Consider the following 21,076-nt stretch of genomic DNA (forward strand, 5'->3'; position numbering starts at 1 on the left):
GGCAGCGTCACCTCCGAGCCATGGGCATCGCGCGGTTCTGCGTGGATCCCGCCGGATGAGAGCGCATGTCGGCAGCCGCAGAGACCCACGGCGAGCGCTGCTCCCGGCGGAAAATGCGGAAAACTCGATGGCCCCGTGTTCCACACAGCGGAGCAGAAGAGCGCGCAGCGCCGGGCCCGCCCGCGATGGAACGCAGGTCAAGCCACGGTGGCGGGTGAGGCGCGGACGCGGCGCGCGAGCAGCGCGCGCAGCTCGCGGAAGGAGACGACGCGCAACGCGAGGAGGAGGACGGCGTAGACGGCGACGCCCACCGCGATCGACGCCCACATGCCGGCGAGGACGCGAGCGACGTAGGCCGCGGTGACCATGACCGCCGTCGCGGCGAGGACCGCGAGGATGCGGCCGAGCTCCACGACGTGGGCCCAGCGCGCGGAGATGCCCCACGACGCGATCAGCGCGCCGGCGCTCACGGCCAGCGTCGCGCACGCGGCGCCCATGGCGCGGTAGCGCGGCAGGAGGAGCAGGTTCAGCGCGACGTCGGCGACGAGCGCCAGCGCGAGCAGCTTCACCATCGCGACCTCGCGCTTCGCCGCGAGCAGCGGCAGCGTCACGACCTGGAACGCGAACGTCACGGGGACGCCGCACGCGAGGATCCGGAGGACGTCGGCCGCCGGGGCGTAGTCGCCCGCCCCTCCGTAGACGAGCTGGATGACGTCCGGCGCGAGCAGGAAGATGCCGGCGGCGACGGGCAGCCCGAAGAGCGCGGCGACGAGCATGCAACCGCCGTAGAGGCGCCCGAACGCGTCGCGATCCTGGGCGTAGAGGCGCATGCCCGCCGCGAAGGCGGCGCCGAGCAGGACGTCGGGGAGCATCCTGAAGTTCTCGCTCAGCACCAAGGCGGCGCTGTAGACCCCGACGGCTTCCTCGTCGCAGAGGGCGCGGAGCATGACGCGGTCGATCTGGAGCAGCGCGCTCGAGAGCGCCCCGAGCGCGCCGATCGGCAGGCTGCGCTTCGCGATCTGCCAGAGCTCGGCGGGCGGCGTCGTGAGCTCGGGCCGGTAGAGGCGGGCGCGGAGATAGTGCGAGGTGATGGCGAGCTCCAGCACGTTGCCGAGCAGGAACGCCACGGCCGCGGCGACGACGCCGAAGCCGAGCGCGAGCAAGGCCGCCGAGAGCGCGATGACGAACAGCCGCGCGCCGAGCTCCGCGTACAGGATGTACTGGAACCGCTCGTGGGCCTCGAACGAGAGCCACATGGTCGAGTAGAGCAGCGTCGCCAGCTGGGAAGCCGCGGCGAGCACGATGAGCTGCGCGCCGAGCCCCGAGCGCGTCGCCAGCACGACGGCCACGGTCGCGCCGAGCACCACCGTCCCGGTCACGCCCCGGATGGCGAGCGCTGCGCCGAGGTGACGCGGCCCGAGCTCGGGCTTCACGGCGACCTCCCGGGCCAGGTATCCCCTCACCCCGACGCCGGCGGCGATCGTGACGATCCCCGCGATCGCGAGCGACGCCTGGAACTCCCCCCAGGCGGCGACCCCCACCTTCCGCGCGAGATAGCCGACGAACACGACGCCAAGGACGGCCATGATCGCCTGCTTCAGGAGCATCAGCGCCGCGTTCAGCGCGATGCGCCGGCCATCCTTCATGAACACCTCCCGGTGTCCCCATGCTGTCGGGCACCGCCGTCCGCGCAGCGGGACCGGCCCCGATTCGAGCGTCGTGCGCCCCCAGAGCGCGTCCGTCTCGCGCAGCGAACGCTGCCCGGTGGCGCGAGCGCAGGCGCTCGCTCAGCGAGCGCCGTAGCCCGAGCTCAGCGCGACGTGCCGTCCGAGATGCCGCTCGAGCACGAAGCGCCATTTGAAAAGGCGCTCCAACGCGAGACGTCCCTCAACCTCGAAGCACCCGAGGTGCAGGAGGATCGCCAGCGCAAAAAGGGGGTCGGCGATCCTCGGAGCGGGACACGGGATTCGAACCCGCGACCCTCAGCTTGGGAAGCTGATGCTCTACCAACTGAGCTAGTCCCGCGCGAGGTGGAGGAAGCTTCTACCGAATCCGGGGCCGCTTCGCAACCCCTTCATTTCGTTTTCGATCCCGACGTCTTCACGTCTTCACGTCTCCGCCCGGTTCGACCGGAGGCGGGACTCGGCGCCCTCTCCAAGCCGCGCCGCTACCGGCCCAGCCGCGACCGGCCCAGCCGCGCCGCTACCGGCGCGCGCGGAGCGCCGGCGCGCCGAGCGTCTCGCCCGGCAGCGGCGAGCGCGCGCGGATGGCGCTGTCGCAGTCGCTGGTCGCCGCCGCGATCGCGCTGGAGATCTCGTTCGTGCCCGCGTCCGGCGGGATCCAGGGCAGCTGGTGCAGGATGGGCCTGTCCGGCGGCAGCCAGCGCAGGCTCCGCGTGACGAGCACGACCGGGTGGTTGCTGTCCACGAGCTCGCTCGCGAGGCGCGCGCCGCCGAGCGGGGCCGGCGGAAGATCCAGGCAGACGAGGCACGCGTCGAACCGTTCGGTCGCCGACGCGAGCAGGGCGTCGTCGATCGACGAGGCGTCCACGATCTCGACGTTCGTCAGCGCCCCCTCGATCGCGCGGGCGAGCGCGTCGCAGGTCGCGGCGCGGGCGTCGTGCGCAAGCAGGATCCTGAAGCCGCGCACAGAGCGCGGCCCAGGCCGGCGGGCCTCGACGACCTGCAACCTGCCCGAGGGCGGCGTCTCGCACTCACGAGGTGCACGTCGAACGGTCATGGACTCCCCTTCCTCAGCTACACCAAGGCAACCGTGTCCCAGGCTAACACCCCTTGAGCTCAAACTGACCAACCTTTATATGAGGGCGCGCTTCTTTCCTCGTCGCCGGTTCTCGGTTCTCGTTCGTTCTCGTTCGTCTCGGTTCTCGTTCGTCGGTTCTCGTTCGTCTCGGTTCTCGGTTCGCAGCCGCGGCGCCCGCAAGCACGCCGCGACGCGGCATGCCAGCAAGGTCTACGGAAACATCTACGAAGGACGGTCACGCATGAGTCGGTTTCTCATCTCCACTCCTTGCGAGTGCCAGGCAAGCCTGTCAGCCACCCTGGACGAGCACCGGCACGTCACCGCCGGGTGGGCCACCCGGAGTCCCCGCGGCCGGTCGGCCGCCGGTGAAGCCGACAAGGAGCTCGCGCCGGCGCACAGCATCAACGCTCACCTCGAGCGGTTCGACGTGGCGTGGTTGTGCCCCTACTGCGGGCGCAACACGCTCCGCACCTTCGATGCGGGCGCCATGAGGCGGCTGCCTGCGGCGAGCGCACCGCCTGCGGCAGGGCTCGTTCCTCCCGGCACCACCTCCTCGCCGTGAGGCCCACGATGCGCCGCGACCTCCTCGGTCCGCGCTTCGAGCAGATCCATCCGCCGCGCGCCTGAGCCTGGGCAGGCGCCGTGCGGTCGCGGCCGCACCGCCCCGCGCGGCGCTGCTGCGCAGCATCTCCCGCGCAAGCACGAGCGTCCGGGCGCGACCGCTTCATGGCCCCTCAACCCGCCGCGCTCCGGGCCCATTCCCCCCTGTCGACGATCAGCGCCGGCGCGCTCCAGAGCGCGCCGCTGTCCCGCTCAGCTGCCTTTTCCCGCCTGCGACGTGCCCATTGTGCCGAAGACCCAGTCCCAGAGCGGCGACGACACGCCCCACCGGGCATTTTCTCCCGTGTGGTGATGGACCATGTGATGGCGCTTGATCCACTTCCCCCAGCGCGAGCTCATCCGGAAGTGATGAATGGCATAGTGCGTACCGTCGTACGCCAGGTATCCGAGGCCGAAGCCGATGAACAGCGGATCCGCCGGAACAGGGCCAAAGACGACGCGAAACAGCGTGTAGAACGCGATGCCGAGGGGGATGCTCGCGCCGAGCGGCATCACCAGCCGGTCGGCATCTTGCGGAAAATCATGGTGCACCCCGTGGAGAACGAAATGCATCCGGCGCTGCCACAGGCGCGGCCCGACGTAGTGAAACACGTATCGGTGCAGGACATACTCGGCGAGCGTCCATAGAAACAGGCCGACCAGCACGAGCCCGAGCCCGGTCAGGAGGCCGACACCATGCCGGGCGGCGCGCACGCCCAGATAGCCGTAGACCGGCAGCCAGAAGACGAACGGCGTGATCGGATGGATCCGCGAAAACCGCTCGATGAGCGGCGTCTCGAACATTTGGCATGTCGCTGGACGCGCGGTGCGCTCGGTGGAGGTGACGGTCATCGTGCACCCCTGGTACCGCATTTATCCATTGTCGGCCAGCGGTAGCCCGGCGCCCAACGGCCCGCTGGACACCGGGAAATGACCATGATCCCGTCACGGCAGGCGCTCGCCGGCGCGAACCTTCCGTGGCGGCGACGCGTTCGCGTCGGCCCGGCGTCCGCCGCGAGCCCTGTGGCGCGCCCGGCCCGGGGCAGGCGCGCGCGATCAGCTCGCGAAGGACGCCTCGTAGAGATGGCGGAGATCGTCGCGCGAGCAGGGGCGCGGGTTGCTCGTGTGGCACGCGTCCTGGGCGGCGAGGTCGGCCAGCGCGTCGAGCTTGTCGCGGGGGACGCCTGCCTTCTCGAGGCCGGCCGCGAGCCCGATCCGGGCGCGCAGGGCGCGGATGGCGTCGGCGCACGCGGCGGCGTCCTCGGGAGCGCCGAGCAGGGCCGCGACGCGCGCCAGGCGCGGCGCGGCCGCGACGACGTTGAACTCGACGACCGGCGGGAGGCAGAGGGCGTTCGCGAGGCCGTGGTGCAGGCCGCACTCGCTCGAGAGCGGGTGCGCGAGCGAGTGACACGCGCCGAGCCCCTTCTGGAACGCGACCGCGCCCATCATCGCCGCCTTCATCATGCCGCCCCGCGCCTCTAGATCGTCGCCGTGCGTGACCGCCCGCGAGAGGTGCGCGGCGGCGAGGCGGATCCCCTCGAGCGCGATGCCGTCGGCCATTGGGTGATCGCCCTTCGCGACGTACGCCTCGATACAGTGGGTGAGCGCGTCGAAGCCCGTCGCCGCCGTGAGGAACGCCGGCATCGACCGCGTCATCACCGGATCGAGCAGCGCGGCGTTCGCGAGCAGGTGCGGCGAGAAGATCACCGTCTTCCGGTGGTTCACGTCGAGCGTCACGACGCCCGAGCGGCCGACCTCGCTGCCGGTCCCGGCCGTCGTGGGGATCGCGAGCATCGGCGGGACGTCGGGCGTGATGAAGCGATCGCCGCCCGTGGCGTCGTCGTAGTCGACGAGCGGCCGATCGTGGTTCACGCCGAGGCGCACGAGCTTGCCGACGTCGAGCGGCGAGCCGCCCCCGAGGGCGACGACGAGATCGGCGCGGGCCGCGCGGAACGCGGCGACGCCATCGTGCACGTTCTTCTCGATGGGGTTGCCGAGCACGTCGTCGAAGACGGCCACCTCGAGGCCCTCCTTCCGCAGCGAAGCGGCGACGGGCTCGAGCAGCCCCGAGCGGACGACGCCCTTGTCCGTGACGACGAGCGCCCTCGCCGCGCCGAGCCGGCGCGCCTCGGCGCCTGTCTGCTCGACGACGCCGGCGCCGAAGAGGATGCGTGTGGGAAAGCTCCAAACCGTGAACTGGCTCATGATCACACCGCCTCGAAGTAACGCTTCAGCTCCCAATCCGTGACCGCGCGCTCGTACTGCCGCACCTCCCAGTCGCGCGTCAGGACATAGTGTTCGACGAATCTCTCGCCGAGGATCTCGCGGGCCATCTTGCTACCCGCGAGCATCCGGGTCGCGTCGGAGAGCGTACGGGGCAGCGACAGGCGCGAGGACTCGGCGGACGACGCGTCCCCGGCGGCGTGCGTCGGCGGCTCGACGCCGTTCTCGATGCCGTAGAGCCCCGCGCCGAGGCACGCGGCCATGGCGGTGTACGGGTTGATGTCCGCCGCCGTCTGCCGGTACTCGACGCGCGCGCCGGGCGTGCCGAGGCCGATGAGGCGGATCGCGGCCGTGCGGTTCTCGACGCCCCAGCTGGCGGTGAGCGGGGCCCAGACGCCGGGCACGTACCGCTTGTAGGCGTTGATCGTCGGCGAGTAGAGCGCCGTGAGCTCGGGCATCAGAGCGATCTGACCGCCGACGTAGTGGCGCAGCGCCGGAGGGATCCGGTCGGGCGACGACCCGTCCTCGAAGACGTTCCGGCCGTCCTTCCAGAGGCTCTGGTGCAGGTGGCCGCTCGAGCCGGGGAGATCGGCGTTCCACTTCGCCATGAACGTGACCGACAGGCCGTGCTCGTGCGCGATCTGCTTCATGGCGACCTTGAAGAGCGCGGCCTTGTCCGCGGCTCGGAGCACGTCGTCGTAGCGGATCGCCGCCTCGTACACGCCCGGGCCGGTCTCGGTGTGAAGGCCCTCGATCTCGACGTCGAAGGCCTGCATCTGATCGAGGATGGCGGCCATGAGCTTCTTGTTCTGCCCCTCCCGGACCCACGAGTAGCCGAACATGCCGGGGCTGAGCGGCGTCAGGCCGGCGAACCGCTTCTCGTGCAGCGAGCGCGGCGTCTCCTCGAAGAGGAAGAACTCGAACTCGCACGAGAACTTCGCCGAGAACCCCATCCGCTCGCCCTTCGCGATGACGCTCCGGAGGAGCGAGCGCGGGCACGCGGGGTGCGGGCCGCCGCGCTCGTCGCGGAAGTCGGCGAGCATCGCGACGGTCCCAGGCTCCCACGGGATGTCGCGCAGCGTGCTCGGGTCCAGGACGGCGTGCGCGTCCGGGTAGCCGGTGTGCCAGCCGGTCACCTTCGCGTTGTCGTAGAGGACGTCGGCGATGTCCCAGCCGAAGATGACGTCGCAGAAGCCGAAGCCGCTCTTGAGCGCGCTCTTCAGCTTCTCGATGGAGACGTACTTCCCGCGGAGGATGCCGTCGATGTCAAAGCCGCCGATCTTGGCGCGGGTGATGCCCCGCGCTTCCAGATCGGAGAGGAGCTTCTCGGAGGTCGAGGCGGTCATGGGCCGCGACGATAGCAGGGGAACGGGGCGACATGGCAAGCGCCCGCGCGAGGCGCGCGACGACCGCACGACGCCCCGCCGTCTGGATGCGCGCGTCCGGCGCGCGCTCACTTCACGCGGACGACCTGGATCGGATAGCGCTCCGCGAGCGGCACGAGCACGCGCTCGACGAGCTCGCGGACGCGCGCGTAGCGCTGGTGGTTCGTCGCGGCCGGATTGCGCTTCGAGTCGACGACGCCGATGCGGATGTCCAGCGTGCGCGCGTCCTCGACGCCCCCCGTCACGAACGCATCCGGGTGCACCTTGTCGAGCTCGACGTTGAGCTCCGTCGCCTCCGGTGCCGCGCCGACGAAGGTGACCTCCAGCGCCTCGCCCAGGCCGTTCAGCACGGCGTTCAGGTTCTCCACCGGGAACGGCTGGCGCGCGAGCCACGCGACGACGGCGCGACGCGCGCCGCGCAGCGCCACGCTGACGGCGAGCGCGACCGAGATCGGCGCGAACACGAGGACCCCGAGCGCGCGCGCGACCTCAGGGCCCGCGTCGCGGCCGAGCGCCCCGAGGAAGACGAGCAGGAAGACGCCGGAGGCGAGCGCCACGAGCGGGGGATCGGTGAGCACGCCCCACCGCGAGGTCGACGCGTTCATCAGCCGCGTGAAGCGGGCCGACACGCTCTGATCGGCGCGCTCGCCCGCGGCGGCGCTCCCGTGCGTCAGATCAGGCATCTCCAGCATCTCCGAGCATGCGCCAGAAGAACAGCCCGACGCCGAACAGGAGCAGCACGCCGGCGACCCAGAACGAGCGCACCGGGCCGAAGCTCAGCGCCTCGCCCGATTGCTTCATGATGAGGTCGGCCACCGTGACCACGCACGCGAACACGATGCAGGCCACGGGCAGCCCGAGCTGCTGGAGGAGCGTCGGCCCGCCGAGCGGCTTCGGGTCCGGCGGGCGCGGCCGCACGTCCGCCGGCGGACGCGCCGTCGGCCGGTACCTGCTCGACGGCATGTCCGACAGCGCGCGCACCGCGGCCGGCACCACCGACGTCGTGCGCGGCGCCACGCTGAGCGCCATCTCCAGCGGCGGCGTGCTCTCCATCATCCCGCCCCCGCGCGCGAGCATGCTCGGCGGGGCGCTCTCCATCCCGCCGCCGCGCGGGAGCGCGCCCACGGGCGTCGCCTCCGCGAAGCCGCCGCGGCCTCGCGCGCTCGTCGGCACGCTCTCCGGGACGAGCGCGCCCATGCCTCTGCCCCGCGCGCTCTGCGGCGCCTCGGGGAGGTCCATCTCGAGACCGGCCGAATCCGAGGGCGGCGGCGGGCGCACGCTGCTCGCAGGGCCGTCCCGGCGCCCTCCCCTCGGCGAGCGCATCGAGGCCGGAGCCACGTCGAGATCGAGCTCGAGCGACCCGGCGTCGCTGGGCGTGTCGAGCCACACGTGCGCGGCGCGCTTGACCTGCGGAGCTGCACGCATCGACGACGACGGAGGCGGCGGAACGGAGTACGCATCGTCCTGCGCGGAGGTCCGCCCGAAGGTGGCCGGGAGCCCCATCGCCGCCTCCAGCTCCGTCCAGAAGGCCTCGATGTCGCGCGTGCGGTCGCGCGGGCTCACCGCGAGCGCGCGCTCGAACACCGCGTCGACCTCCGGCGGGATGTTGGCGCCCTCGGCCCGGGGCGTGGGCCGGCGCGTCACGTCGAGCGCCGTCCCCATCATCGCCTGCGCCTCGCCATCGATCACCTGCCGCCCCACGAGCGCCTCGACCATGGTGAGCGCGAGACCCCAGACGTCGGTCCAAGTTCCCGCCTGCCCGAACCGCTTCGGCGCCCACTGCTCCGGGGCGCCGTACGCCGGGGAGAACGCGTTCAGCGGGTCGCCGTTCGTCACCCGTCCGACGGCCTGCTCGGCCAGCGTCTTCGCCTGCGCGATGCCGTAGTCGAGGATCTTGAGCCGCTCCGTCCCCTCCTGCGTCGTGATGAAGATGTTCTCGGGTTTGAGGTCGCGGTGGATGATCGACACCGTGCCGTTCGGGCTCGGGAAGCGGTGCGCACGCGCGATCGCCTGCGCGATGGGGCGCATCATCTTCATCAGCCTGTGGAGCGGGATCGGCGGCTCTCCCTTGAGCCTCCGTCGATCGATGACCTTGTCGAGCGACTCGCCCTCCAGCCACTCGAGGGCCAGGAAGGGGACGAACTCCCCTCGCTTCAGGTGCAGCACGTCGACGTGGAGCGGGCGGACGACCTCCGGGATCGAGGCCGAGAGCCGGAAGAGCAGCTGGGCCTCCTCGCGGAACTTCTCGAGGAAGAGCTGCCGCTCGCGCGGGGTCTTCGCCTCGGACACCTTCAGGCATTTCAAGGCGACAGGCGCGCGGAAGCCGGCGTGGAGCGCGCGGTACACCACGCCGAACCCTCCCTCCGCGACCACCTGCTCGACGTGGAAATTACCCGCCTGCGTGGTCCCGACGATGCCGAAGACGTCGTCCGCCATGCTCCCTGAGCCATAGCGCACGGCGCCGCTGGACCGAAGGGTGAAACCGAATTTTCCTGTTCGATCGTCCCAGGTCCACCGGGTTATCAGAGGCGCCGGGGTGACCAGATGGGCGTAGAGGACGGAGAAGGGAGCGAGGTCGACCGTTCAACGTGACCGCACGTGGCCGCAAGGCGGCCGCGCGGGAGGCGACGGCTCAGCTCCGGAGGTGCGAGGAGGCGTCGCGGTGGGCCCGGTCCTCCTCCTGGAGGATCGAGAACACAAGCCCGGCGCCGATGATTGGCAAGAGCCAGACGAGCTGCGCTTGCCAGACCTTCTGCTTGGGCTCGTAGACGCGGCTCCGGAAGACGCGCACGGTGACGTAGACCTGGAAAGCAAGGACCGCCGCGAGCGCGGCGCCGACGAGGATATCGAAGAGCGTCATGGGTGGGCCGCGGACAGCCTAGCCATGAAGGGCCTCCCCGCAAGGCAGCGGCGTCCGCCGTAGCGTTTTCGTCCCCGGCGGGCACGGAGCCGACGCACCGGCGGACGGGGGCGACTTGCCGCATCCCAGCTCGCTCCGATCGCCTCCCGCTCGCGCTCGATAGTAAGACACCTTACTTCGCTCGCCGCCGCGGGGCACCGCGCCGTGTTCCAGCTCGCTCCGATCGCCTCCAGTGGCACTTCCTGCCTCCGCTGCGACCCGCGGCCTGCTCCTTCTGAGCGTATCCAGACAACGGGCCAGGAACCTCGATGCTCTCGCGAAGGATGGGATACCGATCGATCTCGTCTGCTCCACGAGTGATGTCGCAGACCACGGGACCCGGGAGGAGTACGGGCCAGCGACGGAGTTCGTGGAAGCGACACGCGGACGGCTCCACGCGCCGAAAGAGCGGTTCTTCGTGGTGCCAGGGAACCACGATATCGATTGTTTTGCAGGCGCGAGGCCAGCTCGATGAGGCGCTCGATGCCCGCGACACCGGTCTTCGGGATGGAATCGGCTCTACCGAACCCAGCTGTGAGCCGCGGGATGCGCCATGAGGTGTCCGGTGTACCTCGGCTCGCGCCCGGCTCGACCCGTCGAGCCATGCCGGGCTGGTTCAGCGCGACAGCTGTACGTACTACAGTGCGCGCGTGCCTCGACCCCAGCCCCGGCGCCGCCCGCACCGAACCTCGACGCTGGACCTTCCCGGCCTCCGGCGCGGCCGCGCCCTGCTCGCCGCCGCGCTCGCCGGCGGCGCAGCGTGGCTCGCGGCCGCGTGCTCCACGCCGTCGTCGGGGGTCGACGGCGGTGACCTGCTCGGCGTCTTCGAGCAGGACGCCGGCGCAGCCGCGGCCGACGGCGGGCAGCCGCGGCCTTCGGCGGCCCGGCAGGACGCGGGCGCCCGCGCGGCCGGTCCGGCCAGCGCGGCCGCGCCGCCGACGAAGCCGCCCGAGGCCAGGCTTCCCAGCGAAGGGAGCTGCGTCGCCGAGCAGGGACGCCCCGGGCGGGAGCTCCGCAAGACGCTCGGCAGGCCGCCGTGCCGCGGCGCCCAGGTTCTGGAGACGCGCGACGCCGAGGGGTCGCCCCGCTACGCCTGCGTGATCGCGCCGAGCGGCGTGGAGACGCGGGCGCCGCTGCCGCTCATCGTCTTCTTCCACGCCGACGGCGACAACCCGACGAGCGTCGACAAGGAGACGGGCCTGCGCAAGCTCGGCGCCACGTGGAACCTGACCGGCGACCCGGCCCACGCGGGCTTCATCGTCCTCGCGCCCCAGGGCCGCGCCTTCAAGACGCCGAGCCAGGCCGAGCGCGAGCGCGGCACGAAGATGTACACGCCGACCGCGCCGTTCGACGTCGAGTTCACCGGCGAGGGCAACGTCGACGTCGCGACCACCGACGCCTTCGTCGACCAGCTGCTCGAGAAGAAGCTCGTCGACCGGCGGCGCATCTACGCGCTCGGCGGCTCCTACGGCGGCCACATGGCGGCGACGTACGCCATGATGCGCGCGGACCGCGTCGCGGCGTTCGCCACGTTCGGCAGCAACGCGCCGCCCGCCGAGTGGGCGTGCCCCGGCCCTCCCCCGCCCGCGATGGCGGTCTACCGCGCGTGCGACGACACGTTCCCGTGTGAATCGGTCGAGCGATGGCTGCGCGCGCGCGACGCGCTCTCCGCGCACACCTCGTTCCTGCGCCTCGACGAGGCCGGCAGGGACGAGCCCCACTGCGCGCTCCGGAACCGCTGCTCCGCCAAGAAGGGCGCCATCAACCACGCCCGCTGGCCGAAGTCGCGCGAGACCGACCTGCTCCGCTTCTTCGCAGGCCACGTCCTGGCGCTCGGCGCGGACGCCGCCGCGGCCGAGACCGCTGAGCGACCGCGGACGCAGACCGGCACCAACACGCGCTGACGGACGCCGGCCGACGCACCCGGACGCAGACCAGCGCGAACGCGCGCTGGCGGACGCGCACGGACGCAGACCGACACCAGGGGGCGCAGACCAGCGCAAACGCGCTGAAGGCGCGCTGACGAACGCTGAAGGCGCGCTGACGAACGCTGACGCCGCAAGCGCACGCCCGCACTGCTCGTCCCACGTGTGCACCTGGCTTCGCCGCACGTCGACACTGCAACGTTGCGGTGCGGCGTTGAGCGGACCCGGCGTGTTGTCGTAGTGTTCGTCCCCGATGTCCGCTCAGGTCCAGCCCCTGCTCACCCCCTTGCCGGCCGGCATGTCCATCCCCGCCGGCACGCTCCGCGCCGAGATGGAGTCGCGCCGCGCGACCGGTCGCCGCTTCGACATCCGTGAGGCCATCGGCCTCGCCGTGCCGCTCTGCACCCAGCTGCACGAGCTGCACGCGCAGGGGCGGACCATGTTCGTGCACCCCTCGTGCCTCGGTCACGACGCCAACGGCACGATCCAGCTGATCGAGGAGCTCGCCCACACCCCTCCTCTGCTCCCGCGCGACCGCGCCTGCCTGGCGCCCGAGGAGCGCAAGGGCAACGAAGGCGACGCGCGCGCGAGCGTCTTCGCGGTGGGGGCCATCCTCTACGAGATGCTCACGAACAGCAGCGTCGGCCCGGGGATGCGGCGTCCGGCGGACGTGATCCCGGACCTGCCGCCCGCGCTGGAAACGGTGCTCGGCAAGTCGCTCGTGGCCGATCCGAAGCACCGCCCGGCGGATCTCGCCGCCCTCGCGCAGGCGCTCTACCAGATCGTCCCGAGCGCCTCGTCGATGCCGCCGAGCGCCGACACGTCGCACCTCGATGCCGACGGCGAGTTCGAGGTCGACGTCAACCTCTCGATGATGCCGCCGACCGGGCACCAGGAGGAAGCGCGCGTCCCGTCGGCGCCGTCCGTGCCGAGGATCCAGGCGGTCTCCGGGGATGGACCGTTCGCGGTCGCCATCCCGGTCAACCAGCCGCAGCGCCTGCACGGCAACGATCCGACCCGCAAGCTCGCGGATCTCAAGGCCGCGCTCGAGTCCGATCCGCGGCCGCGGTACGTCGTCATCAAGGACGGCATGGACCATGGGCCGTTCTCGTCCGTGGAGCTGCTCCAGCAGATCGCGTCCGGCTCCTTCACAGGGGATCAGGTGCTGCGCGACACGTTCTCCGCGGAGGAGCGCGCGATCCAGGACTGGGAGGAGTTCGCCCCGTTCGCCGAGCAGGCGAAGCTGAATCGGGACATCGTGCAGGAGAAGCGCGCGCTCGACGCTGTCGTGTCGGCCGAGAAGCAGGGCACGCAGTACAAGGCGCTCCTCGGTCTCGCCCTGATGGGCGTCATCCTCGCCGCGGGCGCGGGCTGGTGGTACCGCGAGCGCAGCCACAAGGAGCAGGAGCTCGCGGTGCAGGGCGCCACCGACCGCGTCGCGATCGAGGTCGACGCCGGCCTCGGCAGCGGCAAGACCGGGCGCGCCGGGAGCGGGGCGCGGCCGAGCGGCGGCGGCAGCTACCCGACGCTCGGCGCTGGCCTGAGCTGTGAGGCGGCGCAGGCGCGCTATGTCGAGGAGTACAAGATGGGCAACAACGGCCCGGCCGACCTCACGGCGGGCGCCTACGGCAACGTGCTGAACCGCGGCACGTACCTGAATGCGTGCAACGTGCCCTCGAGCATGGAGGTGAACGTCTGCGCCGCGGTGCAGAACGGCCGCGCCGTGGGGGTCACCGTCACGACGAGCCCGTCGAACCCGAGCGTCGCTTCGTGCATCTCCGGGCAAATCCGCGGGATGTCGTTCCCGTCCCACCCGCGGCTCGACGTCGCCCGGACGACGTTCAAGTAAAGGAGGCCGGCGCGCCCCTCCCCGCCGAGCCACAAGGCCGGCGCGCCCCTCCCCGTCGACCGTGTCCACGCGACCGATGATCCAGATCGAGCAGCTGACGAAGAGCTTCGGGGGCATGCCGGTACTCCGGGGTGTCGACCTCGACGTGCCTGCAGGCTGCCTCTACGGGCTCATCGGGCCGGGCGCCTCGGGCAAGAGCGTGCTGCTCAAGATAATCACCGGGCTCCTGCGGCCGGATCGCGGGCACGTGCTCGTCGATGGGAAGGACGTCCACGCGCTCAGCGAGCTCGAGCTCCAGACGTTCCGTCTCAAGTTCGGGATGCTGTTCCAGAACAACGCGCTGTTCGACTACATGACCGTCGGGGAGAACATCGCGTTCCCTCTGCGCCGGCTCTACGATCTCAGCGAGGACGAGATCGAGGAGCGGGTCGCGGAGCGGCTCCGCGCGGTGTCTCTCGCGGGCTTCGAGGGACGGACGCCGGCGGGGCTGTCCGGCGGCCAGAAGAAGCGCGTGGGCGTCGCCCGCGCCACGATCGCTCGCGGCGAGATCGTCCTCTACGACGAGCCCGCGGCCGGCCTCGACCCGGTCACGTCGCAGCGCATCTTCGACCTGCTCCGCGCCGAGCAGAGGGCGATGAACGCGACCGTGGTGATGGTCTCGAGCGATCTCGACCGGCTGCTCACGGTCACGGACCGGGTGGGGATGCTCTACCGCGGACGGCTCATCTTCGACGGCACCACCGCAGAAGCGAAGGCGAGCGACGACCCGCGCGTGAGGCAATTCGTCCACGGGCTGACCGAAGGGCCGCTGTAGAGCGGCGCCGCGCCGCGCAAGGCGCCCTGGAACAAGAAACAAAGACGCCAAGAGGACACGGAGAGAAATCTCTGCTCTCGATGTCTCCGGCGTTCTTTCGGCTCGCCTCCGCCTCTCCGCCTTTGCGCTGATCGGCCCACTTGCGGTCTTCTCCGCTGTTCAGCTCAACCCGTCCCGTCCTCCGCCGGCGCGACCGGGCCGTCGCCGGTGAAGTGGAACCACTGAGTCGGGTGAGCCCGGACGAAGCGCTCCAGGGCGCCCATCATCTCGGCCGCGGCCGCGTCCCGCTCCTCCTCGGTCGCCCGGCGGGCGAGCCGGATCGGCGGCGCCACGACCGCCTCGTAGTCGAGGAAGCCCAGGCGGTGCGTGAACACGGGCAAGATCGGCGCGCCGCTCATCGCGGCGAGCGCGATCGGCCCCTCGGGCGCTCGCCAGCGGCCGCCGAGAAAGGTGACCTCCCGGCTGCGCATCCCGGGCGGCGCGCGATCGATCTGCATCGCGACCACGCCGCCTCGCTGCAGGTGCTTGAGGAGCGGCAGGGCGTCCAGCGGCCCATCGCCGATGTGCACCACCTGGACACCAGCGCGCTGCCGCGCCGCATCCTGGATCGCGCGCGCCTCGGCGTCCCGTTCCCGCTGCATCGCTAGCATGACGCCCGCCGGATGCACCGCGCCGAGGATCTGGCCGGCGATGTCCCAGCCCCCGGTGTGCGCGGTGACGATGATGACCCCCCGGCCTGCTGCAGCGCACGCGTGGTAGTGCTCGACGCCCCGGGAGCGCCGCACCACCGTGTAACCGCGATCGCTCGCGAGCAGCAGCGCCTCGGCGATGCAGCTTCCGTAGGCGGCGAACACCGCGCTGCTGTCGAGCAGGTCGACGAGGCGCGACCGCGGCCCGCGGACGCGGCGGAGGTTCTGCTCGACGCGCCGGCGCAGCTCGGGGAGCGCGGCCGCGAAGAGCACGCCGAAGACCGGAGGGCTATGGCGCACCCAGGGCTCCGGCCCGCGCTTGACGCCCGCGGCGAGGGCGCGGCGCCAGAAGGCCGAGTCATGGCGTAGACCGGAGAAGAGCGCTCCGCGCGGGCGAGGCATCAGGCAGCCTATCTACCGCAAACATAACGGCCGAGGGAGAGGCATCGAGCGCGGCCCCCGCGCCGCCCTGGCGAAGCCCGCCGAGGGCTCGTCACGAGACGCGCGGGCTGCGGGCTCCTGGAGCGCGTGCGCCCCCACCGAGGCACAACGCCCCGCTCGGATGAAACGACGTTCCAGCGCCATCGTCCCGACGTCGATGTCTCTCCTGCGCTCGTCCAAGGCGCTTTGCGAGGAGCCCAGTCCAGCATCACAGGAACCGAATCGCCGTCGCCAGGCGAATCCTTACCGAGAAAACAGGTTCATGGAGCTCAAAGTAGTCTGTTACAAGGCCCTTGGATAAGGGGGGCCTTCGACATGAATATCCTGCTCGTCGATGACCAGAACGTCGTCCGGGAAGCGCTGGCGTACGCGCTGACGTCGCAGCCGGGGGTGAGCGAGGTCGTTCAGGCTGGAAGTGGGCAGGAGGCGCTCCGAGCGCAGGAGATCCACCGCTGTCAGGTGGCGGTGATCGAGCTCGGCCTCGCTGATCGCAGCGGGGTCGACCTCATCCGGAATCTCAAGGGCATCGCGGAGCTCCGCGTCATCGTGCTCTCGATGCACCGCGACGAGTTCCGGGTAGCCGAGGCGATGCGGGCTGGCGCCGATGGATATCTGTCGAAGCAGAGCCGGCTCGCCGATCTCGTGGAGGCGCTGCGCACCGTCGTCCGGGGGCGCACGGCCGTATCGCCGGACGTGAGCGCCGCGATGGTGCGCGCGCTCCAGCGGCGCGACGCCGCCGCCAGGGGCGACGTGGTGGCCGCGCTGAGCGACCGGGAGCGGCAGGTGCTCCGGCTGCTCGCGATGGGCCTCTCGGCCAAGGAGGTCGCCGTCCAGCTCTCGATCAGCGTGAAGACGGTCGAGACGCACCGGGCGCGCCTCTGCGCGAAGGTGGCGACGCACAGCGTGGCCGACCTGACCCGCCTCGCGGTGCGAGCGGGCCTCGTCGAGGCCTAGGCGGCGCCGTCGCGCGGGAGCGCCTGGCGAGCGCTGGAAGCTCGCTCACCGCCCTCACCGCGCGCGGCGTGCAGCGCAGCGCTGGCTCACGCCGCCGCGGTGGAAGCCCGCGGAGCCGCCCGGAGCGCCGGCAGCGTCTTTCCGATGAGCGCCGAGCCGATGGCGAACCCGGAGAGCGTGAGTCGCATGTGGAGCACGTCCAGCATGCCTTGGCGGTGGAGCAGGGTCAGCGTGCCGCGAATATCCCGGCGGCGAACGCGCAGCCTCTCGACCAGCGAGTCGAGTGTCTCGGAGCGTCCTTCGCGTTGAGCCATGGCCAGAGCCTGCAGGAGAGTTGCGGCTAAAATTTTCTTGTCCATGAGAGCACCCTAAGAAGGGTTCGCTAGAGGTGCCCAGTTTTCGGCGACGATTTTTGTGCGAGATGTCGCTCGCAGCTTGGACGACGGGCGCTCCGTACTCTGCTCATCCTGCGCCTGATACCCACCTCCCCGTATCGAGGGTTCGTCTGCGGTGGTGTCCAGGCTGCCGCCAGCAGAGGCGCGTCGCGTCACGTCGAAATGACGCCCTCGATGGGTGCGAGCACACCCGGTTGGGCGACCATTCGACCAATCCATTCCCTCGGATGGCTCGGCGCGTCAGCGGGCCCCGCTCTTAAGGAGCCGTGTAGGTCGCGCTGAGCTGATATGTGCTGGCCGCGAAGCCGTTCACCGAGAGGAAGGCCTGCGTCTGCCCCGCCGGGACCGTCAGATTGCAGGTCTCCGCGGCGCCGTCCAGATACGGACGGCAGTCGTACGAGGTGAGGGTCGGCGCGGCGCCGAACCTCACATAGAGATCAGGGTCGCCGCTGCCGGTCATCACAAGCCGGAGGCTCGTGCCAGGAACCACCGGGAGGGGCCCGTGCGGCGCCGATGCGCCCGCCGCGAGGCTGCCGCTGAAGGTGGCCGACGTGGCCGTGCCGCCGCCGCTGCTGGTGCCGCTCGGTCGGGTATAGGTCACCGCCACGTTGCAGGTGGCCGCGGAGTACCCTCTGACCTTGACATACGCCTTGGTTTGCCCTGTCGGCACGGTCAACGTGCAAGTCTCGGATGCCCCGGAGAGGTACGGGCGGCAGCTGTACGAGGCCGTCGTCGGCGCCGATCCGAACTCCACGTAGAGGTCGGGATCGCCGGTGCCGGTCATCACCACCGTGAGGCTCGTCCCCGGCGTGATGGCGAAACCGGCGCTCGGTCCGATGTCCACGAACGCACCTGCGTTGACGCTGCTGCTGAAGTTCTCGGTCACTGTCTTGCTGCCGCCGCTGCCGCCACCAGCGCCGCCGCTGCCGCCGCTACCGCCACCAGCGCCGCCGCTGCCACCAGCGCCGCCGTTACCGCCGCTACCGCCGGCGCCACCAGGCGGGCCGTAGAGCGCCTGGGCGCCCTGGATGTCTCTTGCGGTCAGCACGAAGTCCCAGTCGCCGGTGCCGTTGCACTGGGGATAGTGCATGACGGAATCCGAGTCATAGGTGGTCAGCGCGCGCCACGCGTTGTCCTCGAAGCAGACGCCCGCCTCGGGGCGCGTGTGCTCGTGCCGAAAGCCGAGCGTGTGGCCGAGCTCGTGCCGCAGGGCTGCCTCGAGCGCGACGCCGGATACCTCGAGCTCGTTGAAGTCGATCAGCACGTTCCGCACCGATCGCGCATCGTTGGGGAAGAACGCCCGCGCGATGTACTGGCCGCCGGAGTTCTTCGGCCTCACGTCGAAGACGACGTTGCTGTTGGCGGCAGTGCAGCTCGCGTCCTGAGCGCTCTGGTAGATGTAATCGACATCCGCGGCGCTCTCCCAGGAAGCCGTGGCGGCAGCCATGGCCGCCACGACGGCGGCATGGCGCGCGCCGAAGGTCGTGCTCACGCAGTAGGTGATGCTCTTCTTCTGGGCCGCCGACCAGACGACATCGCTGCCGCCGCTGCGTTGCACGATGAGGGCGCCATCCCGTACGTACGTCTCCCAGAACTCCCGGAGATGCTTGATGTCCGCGACGGGCGTGTCCCCATCGACAATGTAGACACCAGAGTCAGGCTCGCGGAACGCGGCCCTCTCGAACGCCTCGAAGCTTTCCTGGCCACCGCCGACGTCCTCGACCGGCTCGTCCTCGAGATCCGACACGCAGGCCGTAAGTGCGAATACACCCGCGGTCATTACGCCAACGCCAAGCTTGAAGCTGGCCGAGCCGCAGACACGCGATCTACGCGATCTCACAGAGCGCATTGAGAGCTCCTTCCGCTCGAAAAAATGATTCTTTGTTCCAGCGAAGAGTCGTTCGGCCGACCGGGAGGATATATAACCTGATCTGAGCGGGGCAGGATCACCAAATCGTCGTGAATCAATAAAAATGACGACGAGACTCAAGCGCTGCAGCCATCCAGCACACCCGACGACGTTTCGTCGACGCGGGAATTTTCCAATTTCACAGAAAAGACCCCCTCGACGGTGCCGGCTGGCGATTGCGCTCGATGGTGTCCGAGCAGCAAGGCCCCACCGCGCATGGCCGTCGGCGAGCGCCTTGGCGCTCCCGGACAGGCCCGGAAGCGCATCCGCGGGCGGTTTTACAGCTTGCCCCTGACGTAGGCTCGCTGGATCGTCAGCTTGGGAGGACCGGCGGAGATCTCGAACGCTTCCGGACGGCCGTCCGGAGCGAGGCTGCCGACGAGGCGCATCGTCTTCAGAGAGACCGTGACGGCGCCCGAGGCGTCGCGGAGGTACTGGACGTCGACGGGCTTCGTCGGATCGACGCTGGGCATGTACTCCTGCTGCTTCAGGTCGAAGGAGCCTTTCTTCTTGAGGAGCCGGGCGAGCGCCGAGGCGGTGGCGACGGGCGAGGCGAGCCACGCCTTGGCCGCCGGCGTGAACGTCCCTTGGACCTTCTTGCCCTCGACCTCTCCCGAGTACTCGTACTCGAAGTTCTTCTTCTGGGACAGCTCGATACGGTGGTTCGCCTTGCCTCCCGACGTCTCGATCCAGACGCCTTCCTTGATCTGCCCCTGAGGATCGATGAGCACGTTCGACGCCTCATCCTCGATGTGCAGCGATTTGGGGTCACGCGGCACGAAGGTGGCCGAGCGGGAGAACCATCGCCGCTGGCCGCCCTCGTCCTTGAGCAGATCGCTCGTCTCGAAGCCGACAGGGAGCTTGTCGAGGCGCAGGATGACGGTGTCCGTGTACTCGGGCTTCGGCGCGGCGCTCTTCGACTCGAACGAGTCGAAGAGCGCCTTGGCGAGCCGCTCGAACGTGCGGACATACCCGACCTCGTCATGCAGGCAGGCGATGGGGCGCGCCCTGTCCGCGTGCAGCGCGATCTTGAGCAGGCCGGCCGCCTTCCCGCCGGCGGTCGGGACGAGGTAGAGGGCCTGCACGAACACCGCGGGGCTCTCCCGGTGCACGCTCACCTCCCAGGGAACGACGCGAGCGACCTCCACCTTCGCAGGGTCGAGCAGCTCGATGAAGTTCCTTATCACCTCGCCCGAGTCGAGCATCGTGTTGTAGACGAAGCACTCGACATGGGTGTCCGTGCCGATGGGGATGGAGATCGCGACGAGCTTCTCCTTCGGCTCGATCTTCGCCTCCCCCGCCCCGAACGCGCGCGCCGACCAGTCCGCGGCGCGGAGCTCCCGGGCGGGCAGCTCGCCTGTCTCGCGGGCGAGCGCCTCCTCGATGTCGAAAGGCTCCTTCGCCGCGGGCGCGGGCGCGGGCGCAGGGCTCTCCGCGGGCGCCGCGCCGCTGGTGCCGCCGCAGCCCGCGAGGAGCGCCAGCGAGAGCGCGACCAGGCCCGCGCCACGCGCGTAGCCCGGCGCGCGGCCGCGCGCGCGGTGCGGCCATGATGTCATGTTCGGTGGGCAGAGCTGGCCCCCATCGAGACGAGCCCCCTGGATAGCAAGCGCCATGTGAATCTCCTGCAATGTCGTCACCCCGGCCGCCCGGAAGCCTCGTCGTCGGGCCGGGCGCTGAAGGTGATGATGCAGTGCAACGAGAGCGGCAGCGGCACCGTGTTGTCAAGACGCGACGCGCCAGCGCCGCAGCCCTTCGACGCCCCGCCTGAAGGCTGCCGTCACAAGACCGTCAAGGTGGCCCCTCGGCCATCCAGATTCAGCCATGTCACAGCAAAATAACAACCACACGAGAATCCAGCGGATCCGCCTGAGTGGACAGAGCGCAAGGGAGCCATCGGAGGTGCTGGGCGCTCGATCGTGAGCAGCGGCGGCCGCGCAGGTGAACCCTGAAAGGGCCACCGTGAGCTCTTGTGTTGCGCGATGATGGCAGTCATCTCGCTGGTTCGTTCGATCAGAGGACAGAGGCAGAAGACGATCCGGACGACCGGTCGCGTCCAGTGAGCCTGTCACGACGGAGCCCGCAGACTGGGGCGACCAGACACGGCGGAGCGCACAGTGAGGCAATTTGCCACAGCGAACCCTCGTGGCGGCACCCCTGGTGACCTGATGGTCATCAATTGTCCGGCCTCGACGCATCGGCAGATTCGTCCGAGCTCCCCGGCCTGGCACCCGCG

General features: G+C 70.5%; 17 protein-coding genes and 1 tRNA gene. 5 read left to right on the forward strand and 13 right to left on the reverse strand.

The genetic code is table 11. The annotated features are described in order from the left end of the window. Positions 1-197: 197 nt before the first annotated feature. The 3 genes from WME73_RS22300 to WME73_RS22310 all read right to left on the reverse strand — a co-directional run bounded on the left by WME73_RS22300 (position 198) and on the right by WME73_RS22310 (position 2,739). The gene (locus tag WME73_RS22300) at positions 198-1,646 is read right to left on the reverse strand and encodes a flippase (RefSeq protein ID WP_437747394.1); all 1,449 of its coding nucleotides are present in this window, start codon (positions 1,644-1,646) and stop codon (positions 198-200) included. 306 nt (positions 1,647-1,952) lie between these two features. Further along, positions 1,953-2,025: transfer RNA gene (locus WME73_RS22305), tRNA-Gly, on the reverse strand. Between the two features lie 177 nt (positions 2,026-2,202). After that, the gene (locus WME73_RS22310; protein WP_437747395.1) at positions 2,203-2,739 is read right to left on the reverse strand and encodes a hypothetical protein; all 537 of its coding nucleotides are present in this window, start codon (positions 2,737-2,739) and stop codon (positions 2,203-2,205) included. Between the two features lie 262 nt (positions 2,740-3,001). Here WME73_RS22310 and WME73_RS22315 point away from each other — a divergent pair, with 262 nt between their 5' ends. After that, the gene (locus tag WME73_RS22315) at positions 3,002-3,322 is read left to right on the forward strand and encodes a hypothetical protein (RefSeq protein ID WP_437747396.1); all 321 of its coding nucleotides are present in this window, start codon (positions 3,002-3,004) and stop codon (positions 3,320-3,322) included. Between the two features lie 251 nt (positions 3,323-3,573). On the opposite strand, the gene WME73_RS22320 is transcribed toward WME73_RS22315, so the two are convergent. The 6 genes from WME73_RS22320 to WME73_RS22345 all read right to left on the reverse strand — a co-directional run bounded on the left by WME73_RS22320 (position 3,574) and on the right by WME73_RS22345 (position 9,828). Beyond that, positions 3,574-4,212 (reverse strand): sterol desaturase family protein, encoded by a 639-nt coding sequence (locus WME73_RS22320; RefSeq protein WP_437747397.1) that lies wholly within the window; start codon positions 4,210-4,212, stop codon positions 3,574-3,576. 204 nt (positions 4,213-4,416) lie between these two features. Beyond that, complete coding sequence (locus WME73_RS22325) at positions 4,417-5,571, reverse strand: iron-containing alcohol dehydrogenase (RefSeq protein WP_437747398.1); 1,155 nt, start codon at positions 5,569-5,571, stop codon at positions 4,417-4,419. Then, positions 5,568-6,929 (reverse strand): glutamine synthetase family protein, encoded by a 1,362-nt coding sequence (locus tag WME73_RS22330; protein ID WP_437916984.1) that lies wholly within the window; start codon positions 6,927-6,929, stop codon positions 5,568-5,570. The genes WME73_RS22325 and WME73_RS22330 overlap by 4 nt, the downstream gene beginning before the upstream one ends. 107 nt (positions 6,930-7,036) lie before the next feature. Then, entirely contained in the window at positions 7,037-7,651 is a 615-nt protein-coding gene (locus WME73_RS22335; protein WP_437747400.1) for a hypothetical protein, read from the reverse strand. Next, complete coding sequence (locus tag WME73_RS22340) at positions 7,644-9,404, reverse strand: serine/threonine protein kinase (RefSeq protein ID WP_437916985.1); 1,761 nt, start codon at positions 9,402-9,404, stop codon at positions 7,644-7,646. Before WME73_RS22340 ends, WME73_RS22335 begins: the two co-directional genes overlap by 8 nt. A gap of 196 nt (positions 9,405-9,600) precedes the next feature. After that, positions 9,601-9,828, reverse strand: coding sequence for a hypothetical protein (locus WME73_RS22345; RefSeq protein ID WP_437747402.1), 228 nt, complete (start codon positions 9,826-9,828; stop codon positions 9,601-9,603). Positions 9,829-10,517: 689 nt separating this feature from the next. Here WME73_RS22345 and WME73_RS22350 point away from each other — a divergent pair. The 3 genes from WME73_RS22350 (at position 10,518) to WME73_RS22360 (ending at position 14,455) form a co-directional block, all read left to right on the forward strand. Then, positions 10,518-11,771: an alpha/beta fold hydrolase gene (locus tag WME73_RS22350; RefSeq protein WP_437747403.1), complete on the forward strand. Its 1,254-nt coding sequence runs from the start codon at positions 10,518-10,520 to the stop codon at positions 11,769-11,771. 274 nt (positions 11,772-12,045) lie between these two features. After that, complete coding sequence (locus WME73_RS22355; RefSeq protein ID WP_437747404.1) at positions 12,046-13,641, forward strand: hypothetical protein; 1,596 nt, start codon at positions 12,046-12,048, stop codon at positions 13,639-13,641. 61 nt (positions 13,642-13,702) lie between these two features. Next, complete coding sequence (locus WME73_RS22360) at positions 13,703-14,455, forward strand: ABC transporter ATP-binding protein (RefSeq protein WP_437916986.1); 753 nt, start codon at positions 13,703-13,705, stop codon at positions 14,453-14,455. Between the two features lie 164 nt (positions 14,456-14,619). On the opposite strand, the gene WME73_RS22365 is transcribed toward WME73_RS22360, so the two are convergent. Then, on the reverse strand, positions 14,620-15,546 hold the full coding sequence (locus WME73_RS22365; protein ID WP_437747406.1) for a lysophospholipid acyltransferase family protein: 927 nt from the start codon (positions 15,544-15,546) through the stop codon (positions 14,620-14,622). Between the two features lie 354 nt (positions 15,547-15,900). Here WME73_RS22365 and WME73_RS22370 point away from each other — a divergent pair, with 354 nt between their 5' ends. Next, complete coding sequence (locus tag WME73_RS22370) at positions 15,901-16,539, forward strand: response regulator (RefSeq protein WP_437747407.1); 639 nt, start codon at positions 15,901-15,903, stop codon at positions 16,537-16,539. Between the two features lie 86 nt (positions 16,540-16,625). Here the strand turns inward: WME73_RS22370 and WME73_RS22375 are convergent, their stop codons facing one another. From WME73_RS22375 to WME73_RS22385, 3 genes are all read right to left on the reverse strand, one after another. Continuing rightward, a complete protein-coding gene (locus WME73_RS22375; RefSeq protein ID WP_437747408.1) occupies positions 16,626-16,898 on the reverse strand; it encodes a hypothetical protein in 273 nt (90 codons plus the stop codon). Between the two features lie 292 nt (positions 16,899-17,190). Beyond that, complete coding sequence (locus WME73_RS22380; RefSeq protein WP_437747409.1) at positions 17,191-18,681, reverse strand: pre-peptidase C-terminal domain-containing protein; 1,491 nt, start codon at positions 18,679-18,681, stop codon at positions 17,191-17,193. 440 nt (positions 18,682-19,121) lie between these two features. Next, positions 19,122-20,399 carry a hypothetical protein gene (locus tag WME73_RS22385; RefSeq protein WP_437916987.1) on the reverse strand — a complete coding sequence of 426 codons (1,278 nt, stop codon included), beginning with the start codon at positions 20,397-20,399 and terminating at the stop codon, positions 19,122-19,124. Positions 20,400-21,076: the final 677 nt, after the last annotated feature.

This window comes from Sorangium sp. So ce302, assembly GCF_051530145.1.
Classification (GTDB): Bacteria; Myxococcota_A; Polyangia; order Polyangiales; family Polyangiaceae; genus Sorangium; species Sorangium cellulosum_B.